Source organism: Streptococcus oralis (assembly GCF_006175905.1).
GTDB lineage: Bacteria > Bacillota > Bacilli > Lactobacillales > Streptococcaceae > Streptococcus > Streptococcus oralis_BG.
The window spans coordinates 270,164-287,231 of record NZ_SSNB01000003.1; the positions used below are offsets into that span (position 1 = coordinate 270,164).

The 17,068-nt window shown below is 41.3% G+C and carries 22 protein-coding genes; all 22 read right to left on the bottom strand.

The genetic code is table 11. The features are described 5' to 3' along the window. Positions 1-20 precede the first annotated feature (20 nt). The 22 genes from E7Y33_RS07140 to E7Y33_RS07250 all read right to left on the bottom strand — a co-directional run bounded on the left by E7Y33_RS07140 (position 21) and on the right by E7Y33_RS07250 (position 17,067). Positions 21-836, bottom strand: a complete 816-nt coding sequence (locus tag E7Y33_RS07140; protein ID WP_139690067.1) for an ABC transporter substrate-binding protein — start codon at positions 834-836, stop codon at positions 21-23. A gap of 157 nt (positions 837-993) precedes the next feature. Beyond that, the gene (phoU, locus tag E7Y33_RS07145; RefSeq protein WP_000946469.1) at positions 994-1,647 is read right to left on the bottom strand and encodes a phosphate signaling complex protein PhoU; all 654 of its coding nucleotides are present in this window, start codon (positions 1,645-1,647) and stop codon (positions 994-996) included. Between the two features lie 11 nt (positions 1,648-1,658). Further along, positions 1,659-2,417: a phosphate ABC transporter ATP-binding protein PstB gene (pstB, locus tag E7Y33_RS07150; RefSeq protein ID WP_139690068.1), complete on the bottom strand. Its 759-nt coding sequence runs from the start codon at positions 2,415-2,417 to the stop codon at positions 1,659-1,661. Positions 2,418-2,429: 12 nt separating this feature from the next. After that, positions 2,430-3,233 (bottom strand): phosphate ABC transporter ATP-binding protein PstB, encoded by an 804-nt coding sequence (gene pstB, locus E7Y33_RS07155; RefSeq protein WP_000049851.1) that lies wholly within the window; start codon positions 3,231-3,233, stop codon positions 2,430-2,432. 10 nt (positions 3,234-3,243) lie between these two features. Beyond that, complete coding sequence (pstA, locus tag E7Y33_RS07160; protein WP_139690069.1) at positions 3,244-4,128, bottom strand: phosphate ABC transporter permease PstA; 885 nt, start codon at positions 4,126-4,128, stop codon at positions 3,244-3,246. Beyond that, positions 4,118-5,035 (bottom strand): phosphate ABC transporter permease subunit PstC, encoded by a 918-nt coding sequence (pstC, locus tag E7Y33_RS07165; RefSeq protein ID WP_001070950.1) that lies wholly within the window; start codon positions 5,033-5,035, stop codon positions 4,118-4,120. The genes pstA and pstC overlap by 11 nt, the downstream gene beginning before the upstream one ends. Then, entirely contained in the window at positions 5,035-5,913 is an 879-nt protein-coding gene (locus tag E7Y33_RS07170; RefSeq protein ID WP_049477692.1) for a phosphate ABC transporter substrate-binding protein PstS, read from the bottom strand. Before E7Y33_RS07170 ends, pstC begins: the two co-directional genes overlap by 1 nt. 210 nt (positions 5,914-6,123) lie before the next feature. After that, entirely contained in the window at positions 6,124-7,428 is a 1,305-nt protein-coding gene (locus E7Y33_RS07175; RefSeq protein WP_139690070.1) for an RsmF rRNA methyltransferase first C-terminal domain-containing protein, read from the bottom strand. Next, a complete protein-coding gene (locus E7Y33_RS07180; RefSeq protein ID WP_139690071.1) occupies positions 7,429-8,202 on the bottom strand; it encodes an inositol monophosphatase family protein in 774 nt (257 codons plus the stop codon). Next, entirely contained in the window at positions 8,192-8,470 is a 279-nt protein-coding gene (locus tag E7Y33_RS07185; protein WP_139690072.1) for a UPF0223 family protein, read from the bottom strand. The genes E7Y33_RS07180 and E7Y33_RS07185 overlap by 11 nt, the downstream gene beginning before the upstream one ends. Then, entirely contained in the window at positions 8,471-8,872 is a 402-nt protein-coding gene (locus E7Y33_RS07190) for a Spx/MgsR family RNA polymerase-binding regulatory protein (RefSeq protein WP_000631261.1), read from the bottom strand. A 220-nt stretch (positions 8,873-9,092) separates the two neighbouring features. Next, positions 9,093-9,710 (bottom strand): TIGR01906 family membrane protein, encoded by a 618-nt coding sequence (locus tag E7Y33_RS07200; protein ID WP_139690073.1) that lies wholly within the window; start codon positions 9,708-9,710, stop codon positions 9,093-9,095. Continuing rightward, complete coding sequence (locus E7Y33_RS07205) at positions 9,700-10,473, bottom strand: TIGR01457 family HAD-type hydrolase (protein WP_139690074.1); 774 nt, start codon at positions 10,471-10,473, stop codon at positions 9,700-9,702. The genes E7Y33_RS07200 and E7Y33_RS07205 overlap by 11 nt, the downstream gene beginning before the upstream one ends. Before the next feature lie 10 nt (positions 10,474-10,483). Beyond that, on the bottom strand, positions 10,484-11,221 hold the full coding sequence (locus tag E7Y33_RS07210; RefSeq protein ID WP_139690075.1) for an acyl-[acyl-carrier-protein] thioesterase: 738 nt from the start codon (positions 11,219-11,221) through the stop codon (positions 10,484-10,486). Between the two features lie 4 nt (positions 11,222-11,225). Continuing rightward, on the bottom strand, positions 11,226-12,356 hold the full coding sequence (gene hemW, locus E7Y33_RS07215) for a radical SAM family heme chaperone HemW (protein WP_139690076.1): 1,131 nt from the start codon (positions 12,354-12,356) through the stop codon (positions 11,226-11,228). A gap of 73 nt (positions 12,357-12,429) precedes the next feature. Then, positions 12,430-12,828 carry a YtxH domain-containing protein gene (locus E7Y33_RS07220; protein ID WP_000517390.1) on the bottom strand — a complete coding sequence of 133 codons (399 nt, stop codon included), beginning with the start codon at positions 12,826-12,828 and terminating at the stop codon, positions 12,430-12,432. A gap of 15 nt (positions 12,829-12,843) precedes the next feature. Continuing rightward, positions 12,844-13,227: a DUF948 domain-containing protein gene (locus E7Y33_RS07225; RefSeq protein WP_033585592.1), complete on the bottom strand. Its 384-nt coding sequence runs from the start codon at positions 13,225-13,227 to the stop codon at positions 12,844-12,846. Continuing rightward, entirely contained in the window at positions 13,228-14,016 is a 789-nt protein-coding gene (gene lgt, locus E7Y33_RS07230) for a prolipoprotein diacylglyceryl transferase (protein WP_000609709.1), read from the bottom strand. Next, the gene (gene hprK / locus E7Y33_RS07235; protein ID WP_000115190.1) at positions 14,009-14,944 is read right to left on the bottom strand and encodes an HPr(Ser) kinase/phosphatase; all 936 of its coding nucleotides are present in this window, start codon (positions 14,942-14,944) and stop codon (positions 14,009-14,011) included. The genes lgt and hprK overlap by 8 nt, the downstream gene beginning before the upstream one ends. Positions 14,945-15,080: 136 nt before the next feature. Next, positions 15,081-16,043: a hypothetical protein gene (locus E7Y33_RS07240; protein WP_139690077.1), complete on the bottom strand. Its 963-nt coding sequence runs from the start codon at positions 16,041-16,043 to the stop codon at positions 15,081-15,083. A 64-nt stretch (positions 16,044-16,107) separates the two neighbouring features. Beyond that, positions 16,108-16,284 (bottom strand): 30S ribosomal protein S21, encoded by a 177-nt coding sequence (gene rpsU / locus E7Y33_RS07245; RefSeq protein ID WP_000048054.1) that lies wholly within the window; start codon positions 16,282-16,284, stop codon positions 16,108-16,110. Positions 16,285-16,443: 159 nt separating this feature from the next. After that, positions 16,444-17,067 (bottom strand): Type 1 glutamine amidotransferase-like domain-containing protein, encoded by a 624-nt coding sequence (locus tag E7Y33_RS07250; RefSeq protein ID WP_139690322.1) that lies wholly within the window; start codon positions 17,065-17,067, stop codon positions 16,444-16,446. Between the last annotated feature and the right edge of the window lies 1 nt (position 17,068).

Consider the following 17,068-nt stretch of genomic DNA (forward strand, 5'->3'; position numbering starts at 1 on the left):
AATCCAACTCTGCTTTCTTTTTATTGTTCAACTTCTGTTAGTTTCGCTGCTTTTTCAAGATAGCTTTGATAGGTTCCGTCATCTTTCAGTTTTTGAATAACCTTATCTACCACCGCTTTCAAGTCTGATTGATCCTTCTTGATAGCAACGGCATTGGCTTCGCCATCTTTCATTGTCAAGTTAACAGATGCAACAACAAGGTCTGAGTTTTTACCTGCGTAGCTAAGAGCAACTGGTTCATCCATATGAACCGCATCCACTTTTCCAGCCTGCACTTCATTGACTGCCTCCCCCATATTGGTCAAGGATGTCAACTGAGCATTTGGCAATTGTTCCTTGACCATGGTTTCTGGCACAGTTCCCTTTTGAGCTGCGATATTGGCACTTGCTAGGCTTGTTAGGTCCTTGTATTTATCTAAATCAGCTTTTCTAACCAAGAAGCTCATTTTGTTTTCATAGTAAGGGATTGAAAAGTCAAAGACTTCCTTTCTCTCATCTGTTGCACTAATTCCTGCAATGGCTAAGTCAGCCTTTCCAGTTTGAAGACTGGTCAAGACATTGTCAAAACTCATACTAGAGATTTCAAGTTTAACCCCAAGTTCATCCGCAATCGCTTGAGCCATATCAATATCTGCACCAACCACTTGGTTTTTACCATCTACCAAGGCTTGGAATTCAAATGGTGCATAGTCTGGGCTAGTCGCCACAACTAGCTTCCCTTTTTGTTTGATAGCGTCCACAGCAGACTGGGAACTATCAGTACCTGACTGACAAGCTACTAAAATCATGCTGACAAGCATGCTACATACAACTAATATCCATTTCTTATATTTCATAAATAAACGACCTTTCTGTTAATTCTGAATAATTATAACTCTTTTAAAAATAGTTGTCAACCCTTTTAGAGATTTTGATTGTAAAACAATTCTTTTCATAAAAAAGAAGACTGATTTATTTTAATCAGCCTTTTCTTCTGTATATTTAAACCGTTTCTTATAGTTCGACAATTTTACCTGTTTCAAAGTAAACAACCCATTCACAGATATTTTTTGCGTAGTCTCCGATACGCTCCAAGAAAGAAATGACTTGGAAGTAATCACGACCTGTAACGATAGCTTCAGGATTTTTCCTAATTTCTTCTGTAGCCAAATCTCGGATGCTATCAAAGTAATGGTTGATTTTTTCATCCATAGCCGCTACTTCGTAAGCTTGATCCACAGAACCGTTGAGATAGAGATCCAGGGCTGCTTCGACGAAGTTTTTCACGTCGCGTCCCATCTTTTTGATTTCTTCTTCAACAGAAGGGATACGTTGCTCCCCCTTCATACGAATAGTCGCCTCAGCGATAGACACTGCATGATCTCCCATGCGTTCCACGTCTGACACTGCCTTGAGAACGGTCAAGACGGTACGAAGGTCTTGCGAAACAGGTTGTTGGAGGGCAATCATTTCAAATGATTTCTTTTCCAACTTCACTTCATATTCATTTACTTCTGCATCGTCTTCGATGACTTCTTTTGCCAAATCACGGTCATGCGTAACAAAGGCACGCACTGTACGATTGATCTGCGAGAGCACTTCTTGTCCCATAGCATAGAACTGGTTGTGCAATTTCTCCAAATCTTCTTCAAATTGAGATCGTAACATCATTCAACTCCTTATCCAAATTTTCCTGTAATATAATCTTCTGTTTCCTTGTTTTGTGGGTCTAGGAACATCTTCTTCGTATCGTTAAACTCAATCAAATCCCCATCTAGGAAAAATCCTGTTTTATCAGAGATACGAGAGGCTTGTTGCATCGAACGCGTTACCAAGAGCATGGTGTACTTATCTTTCAGACCATACAAGGTTTCCTCAATCTTACCTGCAGAAATAGGATCCAAAGCTGAAGTTGGTTCATCTAAGAGGATAATTTTCGGACTGGTTGCTAAGACACGAGCAACACAAACACGTTGTTGTTGTCCACCAGAGAGACCAATGGCCGAATCATGCAAACGATCCTTTACTTCATCCCAGATAGAAGCACGTTGCAAGGCCTTTTCTACTGCTTCATCCAAAACATGTTTATCCTTAACCCCATTGATACGTAGCCCATAGACAACATTTTCGTAGATAGACATAGGGAAGGGATTGGGCTGTTGAAAGACCATACCAATTTCCTTACGCAATTCAACCGTATCGGTACGGGGGCTGTAGATATTGTGACCATTATAGACTACTGATCCCGTTGTTGTCACTTCAGGATTTAAATCGCCCATGCGGTTGATGGCTTTGAGTAGGGTGGACTTTCCTGATCCAGAAGGTCCAATCAAGGCCATTATTTCCTTAGGTTGGAAAGAAAGGGAAACACTATTCAAGGCCTTCTTTTTATTGTAATAAACGGACAGGTCTGACACCTGTAAAATCGCTTCTGACATACCGTTTCCTTTCTAACCAAAGTGTCCCGTTACATAGTCATTGGTTGACTGTAACTTAGCATTTTGGAAAATATTGGATGTCTTATCATACTCAATCAAATCACCCAAGTAGAAAAATCCAGTGTAGTCACTTGCACGCGCAGCCTGTTGCATACTGTGGGTAACAATGATGATGGTAAAGTCCTTCTTCAATTCCAACATGGTTTCTTCCAGCTGGGCTGTCGCAATCGGATCCAAGGCTGACGCCGGTTCATCCATCAAGAGGATATCTGGCTTGACAGAGATGGCACGAGCGATACAGAGACGTTGCTGCTGACCTCCAGAAAGCATCAAGGCTGATTTGTGAAGGTCGTCTTTGACCTGATCCCAAAGGGCAGCCTGTCTTAGAGAGGTTTCTACAATTTCATCAAGTACTTTCTTGTCCTTAACACCTGCACGTTCATGAGCAAAAGTGATGTTGCGATAGATAGACTTAGCAAATGGATTTGGACGTTGGAAGACCATTCCGATATGCTTGCGCATCTCATAGACATTGATTTCTGGACGGTTGACGTCAATCCCTCGGTAGAGGATTTGACCTGTGACCTTGGCAATATCAATGGTATCATTCATCCGATTGAGACTGCGAAGATAAGTAGATTTCCCTGATCCAGAAGGACCAATCAAGGCCGTAATTTTATTTTTTTCAAATTGCATATCGATGCCCTTGATGGATTCATTTTTACCATAGTAAACATGTAAATCCTTGGTAGAGAGGGCCACTTTTTCTTCAGGGAAGGTGATGATATGCTTTTCATCCCAGTTATATTTTGACATGGCTTCTCCTTTAGGCAGCGGTTAATTTCTTGTGTAAATAGCTTCCGAGTTTGCGTGCTCCAAAGTTAAAGATCAAGATAAAGATGAGGAGCACAGCGGCAGAACCAGCAGATACAATGGTAGCATCAGGAATGGTTCCTTCACTGTTGACCTTCCAGATGTGGACCGCCAAGGTTTCTGCTTGACGGAAAATCGAGATAGGGCTAGTAACACTGAGGATATTCCAGTTAGACCAGTCAAGGGCTGGAGCAGATTGTCCTGCCGTATAGATAAGAGCGGCGGCCTCACCAAAGATACGGCCAGATGCCAAGACAACACCCGTTACGATACCTGGAAGGGCTTCTGGAATGACGACATGGACCACAGTCTCCCAACGAGAAATTCCAAGGGCAAGACCAGCCTCACGTTGTGTATGGTGAACGTGTTTTAAACTGTCTTCAACATTTCGAGTCATCTGAGGAAGGTTAAAGACCGTCAAGGCCAAGGCACCTGAAATAATGGAAAATCCATACTCAAACTGGACTACAAAGATCAAGTAACCAAAGAGCCCCACAACAACCGACGGTAGAGAAGACAAAATTTCGATACAGGTACGGATGAAATTGGTCACAGAACCCTTTTTGGCATATTCAGCTAGGAAAATTCCCGCTCCCATGGATAAAGGAACAGAAATAACCAAGGTAATGACCAAAAGGAAGAAGGAATTATAAAGCTGAATCCCGATACCTCCGCCTGCTTGATAGGAAGAAGATTTCCCAGTCAAGAAGGACCAAGAGATGTGGGGTAAACCACGAACCAGGATATAGAGAATCAAGGACGCCAGGATGGTCACGATGATACCCGAGATAGTATAGAGGACAGCTGTTGCAAGTTTATCTAATTTCTTAGCGTGCATAGTTTTTCTTTCCTCTTTCTTTCGTAATCAATTTAATCACACTGTTAAAGGCCAAACTCATCAAGAGCAATACCAAGGCCAGTGACCAGAGTACGTTATTATCAACTGTACCCATGACGGTATTTCCGATACCCATAGTCAAAACAGAAGTCAAAGTCGCAGCTGGTGTTGTTAGCGAGGTTGGGATAACTGCTGAGTTTCCGACAACCATCTGAATAGCAAGGGCTTCACCAAAGGCACGTGCCATCCCAAAGACCACTGCTGTAAAAATACCTGAACGCGCTGCTTTCAAGGTCACACGCCAGATGGTTTGCCAGCGAGTCGCTCCCATAGCCAAACTAGCTTCACGGTAGTGACGAGGCACCGCACGCAAACTGTCTGTTGTCATAAAGGTTACGGTCGGCAAAATCATGACAAATAGAACGAAAATCCCTGACAAGATGCCAAAACCAGTTCCACCAAAGATACTACGAACAAATGGAACCACAACCTGCAACCCGATAAACCCATAGACGACTGAAGGAATACCGACGAGGAGTTCAATGGCTGGTTGCAAAATCTTTGCACCCTTTGGTGATACTTCTGTCATAAAGACTGCAGCTCCGATAGCGAAGGGTGTTGCGATGAGAGCTGATAAAATCGTCACAATAAAGGAACCCAAAATCATCGGAAGGGCACCAAATTGTTTTCCTGAAGGATTCCAAGTTTGTCCAAAGAGGAAATCAAAGATGTTGACCCCATTAACAAAGAAGGTCGATAAGCCTTTTTGGGCTACAAAAATCAAAATCATGGCCACAATGATAACAATCAAAGAAAGGCAGGTGAAGGTCAAACCTTTACCGAACTTCTCAAGGCGAGAGTTCTTTGAAGGAGAAAGTAATTTTTTAGATAATTCTTCTTGATTCATTATTGACCTCCTTCTACTGCTGTAACGGTACCTGAAGCATCCTTTTGGACTTTCATTTCATTGATAGAGATATAGCCCATGCCCTTAACAATTCCATTTTGGGCTTCATCTGAGAGGACGAAATTCAGGAATTCAGCAGCTAACTCATTTGGCTGACCAAGTGTGTACATATGTTCATAAGACCACAAAGGCCAATTGTTGGTCGTTACATTCTCAGATGTAGGTTCATACCCATTCAGTTTCATGCTTTTCACGGAGTCATCCACATAGGCAAAAGCCAGGTAAGAAATGGCTCCAGGCGTTTGGGATACAATCGACTTGACCATCCCGTTAGAATCCTGTTCTTGGCTCTGCATTGCCGCTTGGCCATTCATAATCACCGTATCAAACGTCGCTCGTGAACCAGAACTTGCTGCTCGGTTGATGATTGAAATGGCCAGGTCTTTGCCCCCAACTTCTTTCCAGTTGGTCACTTCACCTGTAAAGATTTTGCGAAGTTGCTCGGTTGTAAGATTTTCAACATCCACTTCCTTGTTTACAATCACTGCAAGACCAGCCACTGCAACCTTGTGGTCTACCAGAGCTGAAGCATCGATTCCTTCTTTTTCCTCTGCAAAGACGTCAGAGTTCCCGATGTCAACTGCTCCAGACTGGACTTGGGATAGTCCTGTACCCGATCCACCACCTTGAACATTAACTGTTTTTCCGATGTTTCTAGAACCAAATTCATCTGCTGCCGCTTCGACAAGAGGCTGAAGAGCTGTTGAACCAACGGCTGTCATGGATTCTCCACGATCAATCCAGCTAGCACATCCTGCTAGAGAACCTGCCATCAAAAGAGCTGCAAGAGACATGACGAGCTTTTTTCTTTTTTTCACTGTTATTCTCCTTGAACATAATGATAAATGTTCTGATTTCTTCCGTTTGTCCTGATCATCCAATTATCATCAATGATTGCCCCTCTTCATTTTATCTAGTCATTCTTAGGAGCGGACAATTCCATCGTATAATATAAGTAATAATGAAAGACTATCAGAAAAAACTCATACTTCCACTATAACATAGAATAGGCTCTTTGACTAGCTTTTTCACCTGAATCTGAGTCCTTTTGGATAATAATTTTTCAAAACATTTCCCGTTACCTTGGCAAAGCCTAATCCGTTTCCTTGAACCACAACTTGGTACCAGCCATTTGGTCGAGCTTCAGACAATTGAACGGTCTCACCAGCCACATATTTTACAAAGTCCTCATCCTTGATTTCGACACTTTGTTTTACTTGACTTGGTTTCAAGGCTAATCCGAGAGCAAAGCTTGGTTCGAAGCGTTTCTTCTTAAACGTCCCCAGATGGAGCCCATTTCGGGCAATTTTGAGTTTTCCTAGATCAGGTAGCATCTCTGGCAAGTGATAGAGTTGATCTCCAAAAGTCTGCAAGATACCAGTTAGATTGACTCGCAAGTGTTTTTGGGTAAATTCTTGCCACAAGACCAGCTGTTCCCGACTGAGATTGCTCTTGCTAGCTTTGAATTTAGATGCTGGATTTTCTCCCTTAAACTGCAAATGGGCAACAAACTGGCCTTCTCCCTTAAAATGGTGAGGGTACATCCGAGCCGTTTCAGGAAGATCAATTCCTGCTACCATACCATTCACATGCTCGACTGGAAGTAATTCAAAATCATAAGCATCTAGTAGCCAGCGAACGATCTCTTCGTTTTCCTCTGGCGCCCAAGTACAGGTTGAATAAACCAGACGGCCACCTTCTGCAAGCATGGTGACTGCATCTTCTAAAATCTCTCTTTGGAGACTGGCACATTGGCTCGGATAATCGAGGCTCCAATAATCCATGGCATCTGGCTGCTTACGAAACATCCCTTCACCCGAGCAAGGTGCATCAAGGACAATCACATCAAAGTAACCTTTAAAAACCTTGGCTAGGCGGTCCGCAGACTCATTGGTCACGACTACATTTGTCGCTCCAAATCGCTCCATATTTTCCACTAAAATTTTAGCCCGCTTGCTTGAAATTTCGTTGGAAACAAGGACACCCTGATTAGCCAGATAAGCTGCCAATTGAGTAGATTTCCCACCTGGCGCTGCCGCCAAATCCAAGACCTTCATACCAGGAAGGGGCTGAGCTATCTGGGCTACCATTTGGGCTGCAGGCTCTTGCGAATACACGAGACCCGTCACGTGCTCTGGTGACTTCCCAGAAATCTTACCATAATACCCCCAAGGTGTATGGGGAATGGCATCTGCAAACGATAACTGACTTTCTTTTAAGGGATTGACCCGAAAAGCCGAAACTGCTTCTTGTTTAAAAGAGGCAAGAAAGTCTCTTGCCTCGTCTTCTAGTATCGCTTCATATTTTTCAACAAATCCTTCTGGAAATTGCATTTAGTTCTCTTTCCTTTCGTAGATATAAGACTGAATCTCTTCTTGCATCTCGATTGGCACCATCATGACAGGCTGACGTGTTTGAAAGTCAACAGGGTTACCAGAAACTGTAAGAAGACGATAGCCCAGACTTTCCCCTAGGATACTTGCAGCAGCGTAATCCCAAGGTTGCAAGTAGGTGATATAGGTCAGCAGACGACCTGATAAAACCTTGGCAAAACTAATGGCCGCACTACCATAGACACGGACTCCCAACGCTGCTCGGCCTAAATCCGCCAAGCCCCATTCATTTGTTTCAAACATGCCTGAGTTACCAGCCACTAAAAATTCTTGAAGAGGTTTCTTTTTAAAACTAGCCAAAAGTTCCTGATTCCGATAGACAGGGAAGGCACCACCACCATGGTAACAATCGCCTTTCATGACATCATAGATAACACCAAATTTGCCCACACCATTCTCAAAATAAGCCAACATCACGGCAAAATCTTCCTGCTGAGCGACAAAGTTATTGGTACCGTCAATGGGATCAATCACCCAAACAGAACCTTGACCGACTCCAGCACGCAAACAGCCCTCTTCCGCGCAAATCAAGTCCTCAGGATAGGTGGACTTGATCCGTTCAACCAAGAGTTCCTGGACCTCCTTGTCCAAACGCGTCACCAAGTCTGTAGGCGAAGACTTGCGCTCAACCTGCAAATCTTCTTTCATGTGAGCCAAAATATAGGCAGCAGCTTCCTGCACAATCTGTTTGGCAAATTCAAATTTAGTTTCCAAGAGAAATCTTCCCTTCTCTTTTTTCCTTGGCAGCCTGAACTGCTCGGTAAAGCGAATAACCACTAACTGTTTCAAATTCTCGTCCCAAACGTTTCTCTTCACTCTTGCTTGACACGACCAATTTGAATTCCTTGTAAGACTCTAGCAGTTTTTTAGCTTCTACCTTGTCTTCATAGGCAGCTTCAACATCATTAAAAAAAGAAAGCACTGAAGCAAGTTCTTCAGTGCTCCACGACAAATCTAGTGGGTAACTATACTGTTTGTTCATCTATCCAATACCAGCTCTCAATGTTGCTTCTTTCAATTCTTGTTTACGGTAACTACGAGGGAGAAAAGCACGAATCTCATCTTCATTAAAACCGATCTGCATGCGTTTGGTATCTATAATAATTGGGCGACGCAAAAGACTAGGATATTGCTCAATCAGCTGAAGCAACTCCGATACCGAGATACTCTCTACATCAATATCCAATTTTTGAAAAATTTTTGAACGAGTTGAAATGATGTCATCAGTACCATTTTCGGTCAAGGAAAGAATATGTTGTAATTCTTTTCTTGTTAAAGGACTAGTCATAATATTATGCTCTTGAAAGGGCACTTTATGCGTCTCTAACCAAGCCTTTGCCTTACGACATGATGTACAACTCGGTGATAAAAATAGTGTAATCATGCTTTTCTCTTCTTTTATCTATACTTGCTATTTCTATTATACAAAAAAATAAAGCGCTTGACTAGTTATTTTTAGAAAAAAAGCCTATTTTTTCATAGAAAATAGACTGTTTTCTGCAAAAATCTCCTGCTTTGCAAGTTTATCTTTAGGATAACCTAACAATAAATAGGGAGTAGAGCAACTTCTCTCGTTTTTTATTAAAAATACAGAATTTTTTCCACTATTTCCTTGAAGCTTTAGCGAGAAGGAAACCAAATATTCCTTCATACAAAGCAAAGAAAAGTAAAAAGGCATGGAGAAAGAAAGTCTCTGGCAAAATCAGAATAACTCGATCCTTTGCTGGATCAAAAAGCCAGGTATCATCTCCCCAAAAGAGAATCTGATGGAAAAGAGTAAAGAATTGCTCAAAACCAATCAACACTCCTACAAGCCCAATGATCAGGGGCAATAGTACTAGAGTTAGGATACTTTTACGATATAGAGGGAGAAAACCTTTTTTTACAATCTTTCTATCAAAAAAATAAAAACTTGGTAGCGTCACTATGGCAACTAGCTGAACTAGGTGAAAGAGATTCTTCACCACCGCAAAATGGTGTAGACCTGCAGCTGATGAACGAAAATCCGGCATCTCTAAGACCTGACTAAAGGGATTGGTCAGGTAATTCATCAAGATATGAAAGTTGTACTGAATGGTTTCGGGCTTTAGATAGACTCGATTCGCTAAGTTCAGCCACTCAATTTCTAAAGGATAGAAAATCCATGCCAGATAAATGGTTAATAGAATAGACAGGGAGAGGAGAAAGAGCATACTTCCCCAAAAGGTTAGTTTAGTTTTCATCAAAATTCCAATCCGCAAGGCTAGAAACTACATGAGTTGGTGCGATTGGCAAGTCCGCCACTTCTTCTGCTTTGGTAAAACCTGTGGTCACCAAGAGCGTTGGAATGCCATTGTCAATCCCTGCTCGAATATCAGTCAAGTAGTTATCCCCGACCATGAGCAATTCTTCTCTTTTCAAATCCAAGTGCTCAACTGCCTTATCCATAATGATAGCATTTGGTTTTCCGATATAAACTGGTTTTACGCGTGTTGCTACTTCAAGAAGTGTAATTAGTGAACCAGCACCAGGCAAGAGACCACGTTCCGTCGGGATATTGAGGTCAGGGTTGGTTCCGATAAAGTGAGCTCCCTTTTGAATGGCTAGAGTCGCCGTCGCAAATTTTTCATAGTCGACTTGCCAGTCCAGTCCAACTACCACATAGGCAGGATTTTCCTTGTCTTCGACATAACCGGCTGCCTTGATGGCATCCTTGAGCCCCGCTTCTCCGATGACATAGACTGTCTTTTCCAGTCCCAAGTCATTCATATAGTCGATGGTTGCCAGAGTTGCCGTGTAGACATTTGATAGAGGCGTGTCGATATTAAAATTCTGAGCCAACATCTCTTGAACGCTCTCAGGAGTACGAGTTGTATTATTGGTTACAAAGAGATAGGGAATTTCTCGCTTTTGCAACTCATGCACAAAAGCCTCACCTGCCGGAATCCGGTCTTTCCCCTTGTAGATAGTCCCGTCTAAATCAATTAAATAACCTTTATAAGTCATATCGTCCTTTCTAATTCGCTTCAATTTCTTGCCAAGTAATCATAGCTTGGGCATTGATCTCCCCATCACTGATAATCTCATGCTTGCTTTCTAGTCCCTTGAGTTCATAAGCTGATGCAATCATGCCACCTGGTCGCACTTCTTTAACATACTTGAGATTGATTTTCTTTGGAATATAGTTGGTCAAAAAGTCTGCTCCCATAACCTCAAAAATCCAATCTAGGTATTTACTATTATTAACATGACCATTCATATCCAAGTCGTAAAAACGAACATGGTAGTCTTTACTGATCGGATCTTCTAGATTTGCATACTTTGGCCCACGGATGAGTTTTTTATCAAACTCAGACTGGTAGGGCGCAACAATCTCAGGCTCAACTCCATGAACTTTCCGACTATCGCGGTCCATGAGAACAAAGGTTGCTAACATGTGGATGATTTCTTGACCTGCTTCATCATAGATAGTGAAGCGACGATAGCAAAAAAGTCGATTGTAAGTTAAGGCTTCCGTTTCAATCGTAATCTCCTCAGCAAAGCGAGGCAAACGTACCACGTCAATCTCATAATCCGTGATAATCCAGACCAGATTGTAGCGTTCCAAGACGTCCTTGTCACTGACTCCCAGCTCAATTGACTGCATACCTGATACTTGCAAGGACAGCAAAATCACATCTGGAAGTTTGATATGACCGTTCATGTCCGCCATATCAAAAGGAATTTTCATTTTCATCTGATAAGTTAAGCCCATTGTTCTACTCCAAAATAAATCGTTCTGCTACAGTGTCTCCCAAGAAGAGACCCCTCTTTGTCATTCGGACACGATCACCGTCGATCTGCATGAGTCCTTGGTGAACCAAGTCTCTGATGATTTCACCATAAAGTCCTTCAAAGGAACGTCCGAATTTTTCCTCAAATCTAGCCATGGAAACCCCAGATTTCTTGCGGAGTCCCAGAAACATTTCTTCTTCCATCTGCTCCCTTTGACTCAGGTGTTCTTCTGTAATCCGAGCATTTCCTGCCTCTACCGCATTGAGATAGTGGCGGATAGGACCGTGGTTTTTATAACGAACTCCGTCCACATAACCTGAAGCGCCCGCACCGATACCATAGTACTCAGCATTGTCCCAGTACATGAGATTGTGGCGACTTTCAAAGCCTGGCTTGGAGAAATTGGAAATCTCATAATGCTCAAAGCCGGCTCGCTCAAGTTCTGCGATGATGTACTCAAACATCTCTGCTTCTAACTCTTCCTTGGGCAAGGGCAATTTCCCTCGACGCATACGGTTCATAAAGACCGTATGATTCTCCAAAATCAAGCTATAAAGGCTCATATGAGGAATATCAAGTGAAATGGCCTTAGCTACATTTTCCTTGACCTGATCCATGGTCTGACCAGGAAGAGCGTAGATTAGGTCGATGGAGATATTGTCAAAACCAGCCAGTTTGAGGCGGTCGATATTTTCATAAATATCCTTCTCCAAGTGACTACGCCCGATCTTTTTCAGCATTTTGTCATCAAAAGTCTGCACACCCAAGGAAACACGATTGACTGGCGACTGTTTCAAAACCGCAATCTTATCTGCATCCAAGTCGCCTGGGTTGGCCTCAATGGTCAACTCTTCTAAGACAGACAAGTCAAGATTTTTAGTCAGGCCATCCAAGAGCACTTCTAATTGCGGAGCTGACAAAGCCGTTGGCGTCCCACCTCCAATGTAGAGAGTTCGTAACTTTTGGATATCATAAGAACGAAACTCCTCTAGCAGATGCTCCAGGTAACTATCTACTGGTTGATTCTTGATAAATACTTTTGAAAAGTCACAATAATAACAAATCTGTGTACAAAAGGGAATATGCACGTAGGCGGACGTTGGTTTTTTCTGCATAGTATTTATTATACCACAAAGACAGGCTTGCAGATAAAAATCACCATCTCCAAAAACCAGAGATGGTGATGCATTATACTTCAGTAATATCGATGATGATTTCTTCTTGATCTTCAGCGACGTCTGGAGTTGCAGACTGTTCTTGCCATTGCTCTTTGAGATTGTTAAAGGTTTCCTTGGATGCTTCTGTCGCTTGTCGAGCACAGTTTTTAGCTTGGTCAAGGACACTATCAAAAGTGATTTCACCAGATTCTACTTGTTCCTTTGTTTTCAACACAAAGTCCGTTGCCTGTTCCTTCACTTCTGTTAGTTTTTCACAAACCTGCTCTCTAGCATATTCTGGATCTTCTCTCAAATCATCTAGAAAATCCTGAGCTTGACTACAAACTTGTTTGCCCTTGTCACTCGTCAAAAACAAAGCAAGAGCTGCACCTGAAACTGTTCCTAAAAGGATAGAGGATAGTTTTCCCATAAGATTTCTCCCTTTTTATTTTTTGAAAAATTTACTTGCGAAACGAAGAGCGGACAAGCTTGCACCTGTTTTAATAGTCTTTGAACCAGCAGATGAAGCCTTTTTACCTAAAACACGCGCATGTTGGTTGAGGTCAGAAACTGACTCAGACAAGTCTGCCACCGCCGTAAAGAGTGGATCAATCGTCGCAACTTTGATATTGATATCGTCTGCTAACACATTGACCTTAACCAACAATTCATTAGTCTGATGCAAGGTAACGTTCACATCTGAGCTCAACGTTTTGATGGTTTTCTCTGTCTCATCAATCATACGACCTGCTTTTTGAATTGTGATTGTCAAATAGACTAAACAGACAATCAAAGCAATCGCAACAAGTATATATGCAACTTCTAACATTTATTTTTCCTCCTCTGTATGATAGAAAGGGGCTTTCTTTCGATTTTGATAAAGTATGATAAAAATACCGAGTCCGATAAGGATAACTGATAACCATTGGGAAACTCGCAGACCAAAGAACATGAGACTATCCGTCCGCATCCCTTCGATGATCATACGACCAAAGCCATACCAAATCAAGTAGAAAGCAGTGATATGACCACGTCTGATTCCCTTCAATTTTCGTCTAAAAATCAGAATCAAAGCAAATCCAATTAGATTCCAAACCGACTCATATAAGAAGGTCGGCTGACGGTAGCTACCATCGATGTACATCTGGTCACGGATAAAGCCCGGCAAATAATCCAGACTATCTACTGCTGCACCATAGGCTTCTTGGTTAAAGAAATTCCCCCAGCGCCCTAAACTTTGGGCAACCATGACGCTCGGTGCTGCAATATCTAAGAAATCCCAAGTATTGATCAGCTTTCTATCCGCAAAGATATAAAGGACAATAGCCCCTGCTATCAAACCTCCGTAAATGGCCAAGCCGCCATTCCAGATGGCGATGATTTCACCTGGATTTTGCAGATAATAATCTAAGCGAAAGAGTACGTAGTATAGCCTAGCACCTAAAATAGCTACAGGAAAAGCAATCAGGATAAAATCCAAAATATCATCTGATAGGATTTTCTTTTTAGGAGCTTCTTTCATGGCAAGGTAGACTGCCAGAACCAAACCAGCTACAATACACAAAGCATACCAACGAATAGCAAAGGGACCAATTTCAAATGCGACTGGATTAATCATGTTTCACCTCATTTTGAGCGATTAGATTTGTCAAGCGTTCTTCAAATAAACGTGTCGCATCAAAGCCCATTTCTTTAGCACGGTAGTTCATGGCAGCCGCCTCAATGACAACGGAAATATTGCGTCCTGTTTTTACTGGGATGCGGATACGCGGAATCGTTACACCAGAAACTTCGAGTTCTTCGGCATTGTTTCCTAGACGGTCAAAGGTCTTATGCGTATCGTAATTTTCTAGATAAACTGCTAGCTGAACTTGTGAAGAATCTTTTACGGCACTTGCACCATAGAGACTCATGATATCGATAATCCCAACTCCACGAATCTCAAGTAAATGCTTCAAGATTTCAGCAGGTTCGCCCCAAAGAGTCATCTCATCCTTAGAATAAATATCTACACGATCGTCTGCTACTAGACGGTGTCCACGCTTCACAAGCTCAAGACCTGTCTCGCTCTTACCGATACCACTATCCCCTTGGATCAAGACACCCATGCCATAGATATCCATCAAGACACCATGCACGCTAGTACGTTTAGCCAAACGGGAATCAAGGTAGCTAGAAAGTTCTCCAGATAAACGACTAGTTGCAGTTCGACTGGTTAAAATCGCAATCTTGCATTCCCTAGCAGCCCTCAACATTTCCTCTGGTACCACCAGGCCACGGGCCACGATAACCGCAGGTGTTTCAGGTAGAAACATTTTCTTCAAAACTTGATAACGGTTCTGGGCAGGCATGGCAACTAAATAGGACCACTCCTTCATCCCTAACAGCTGAATCCGTTCTGGTGTATAGTAATCAAAATAGCCCGTCATTTCAAGACCAGGTCTCATAATGTCCGCAGTATTGATTTCTTTTTCAAGTAATTCGCCTTCACCATAGACAATATCTAGTCTGAGTTTTTCAATGACATCTCTTACTAAAACCGACATAATTTCCTCCTTCAATCGAGTTCTCCCTACTATTATATCAGATTGTAGTTGGAAGTTTCCTTTTTTTGCAGGATTTACAGTATTTATTTGATGTTACTTGGGAAAAGATTTAACTAGGAAGTCTTTTCGTACACTTTCAAATTAACTGAGACAAATCTACTGCAAGTCGGTCAACGTCTATCACCAAATCCCTTCCAGATTTTTCTAAGTAAATTCTTGGAAGACCTTTTGTTAGTATTCTATTTGCATCAGCCATATCTTGAGGATAGGTATAGAACTGTTGACCTTTTGGAAACTGATTTTGGACTTGCCATTCTTCAAACTCCTTCAAAAAAGTCTTATGAGACGGCATGCTGACTTCTTCGAACAAGGAATGGTCAAGAAATCGTACCAATCGATATAGACCATGAATCTCATCCGCAAAGCACTTATCAATTTTTTCATAGGGGTAACCTCGTCTCTGATAAGCTAGGCATAAGTTTTGTAAGGACTCACTTAATGCAACTGCATCTTTTCTTGCCAAGTTTATAAAATACCGAACAGAAAATTCTTCCATACCAGTTCGTTTTTTCTTCTCGAGAAACTGTTGTGCCAGTATAATAGACTCTGACAATCTGTCTTCATCTTGATAATAAAGAGCATATAAAAGATTAATCACATTTTCTGGATAATAAGTTCCTTTCAACAAGGGTAAATCTTTAGGGATGAATGATGGAATGGCTGAAAAATCATTACCAGCAAAAGAGGTAAACAAGCCTTTCAAAATCCCATCTGTGTAGATTGTTCCACTTGCCAACAAACCTCCTCTCATCAACTCGGTTCTTCCTGTTTGCCATAGCGCGTTGTTTAACTGCTTATAATCCCCATCTAAAAACGCAGCATAATAGGCAAAATATTTAATATCATCTAGCAATAAGCTACTGTACAATTTTACCCTTAAAACCTTGTCAGACAATACTTTTGAATCAGTCAAATACTTTTCAAAAATTCTTTGGTTTGACTCTTCAAATTCCTGCCAGTTTATAGGATTTGAATAATAACCCCAATCTTCTAAGTGATTTTCACGCATTTTTTGATATTCTTTTATATACTCTTTCATAAGAATTTGTCCCTCTAAATACTATGCAAAAAAAGACTAGACAAGTCTAGCCTTTCATTTCAAATTAGAATTTTTTACGTTTACGAGCTGCTTCTGATTTACGTTTACGTTTTACAGAAGGTTTTTCATAGAATTCACGTTTGCGTGTTTCTTGAAGAGTACCAGCTTTAGTAACCGCACGTTTGAAACGACGAAGTGCATCGTCAAGAGATTCATTCTTACGTACTACTGTTTTAGACATTTTTTTCACTCCCTTCAAGTTCAAGATCTATTCCATTTTACACGCAAAATGAATATTTGTCAAGAGGAAACTGGCATAAACTTATATTATCTTCCTTTTTCTTTTTAAAAGGAACAAAGTATTAGAATAGATATCATAACAGTGAAAAAGAAATTTATTTTAATCCTGTTCAGAAACAACTTTTAGTTCTTTTTCAATTACAATAACAGCTTGTAAATTGTTCATTCGCATTAAGTCGAGCTGATTTTTATAGGTTTCAAAGGTCTTCTTGCTACTATCAGTAAAAGGCTCCTCACCATAATGTGGAAGGATGTAAAACTCCACTTCATCCAATCCCGTTGTATCCGATAACTCTTTCGCTACCGTCTTGTCATCCATGAGCTTATTGTAGTCAATATCCTTGGCGGTAATGATAGCCCCTGCTGATTCTCCCACATAGATCAGCCCATCTCTTATTTGTTCTTTGATAAGAGATGGGAGTTGTTTTTTCTTTAATTCTTGTAATAAATAAAATGTATTCCCGCCTGAGATATAAAGAATCTTGCTTTGGAGAATCTTTGCCTGTGCAGTTTCTCGATCACAAGAAGCAATATCCAGAATCTCTATCTCAAAGCCTAAATCTTTGAATGTTTGCTGAGCCTCATTGATATAGGCAGTATAATCCTCTTTGTTCCCAGCGGTAGGAATAAATAAAACCTTATTTTCTAAATTCTTTTCCTTTGCATAATCGCTAAAAAGCTTTTTGACTCCAGCAAAGTATGAACATAAAAATAATTGTTTTATG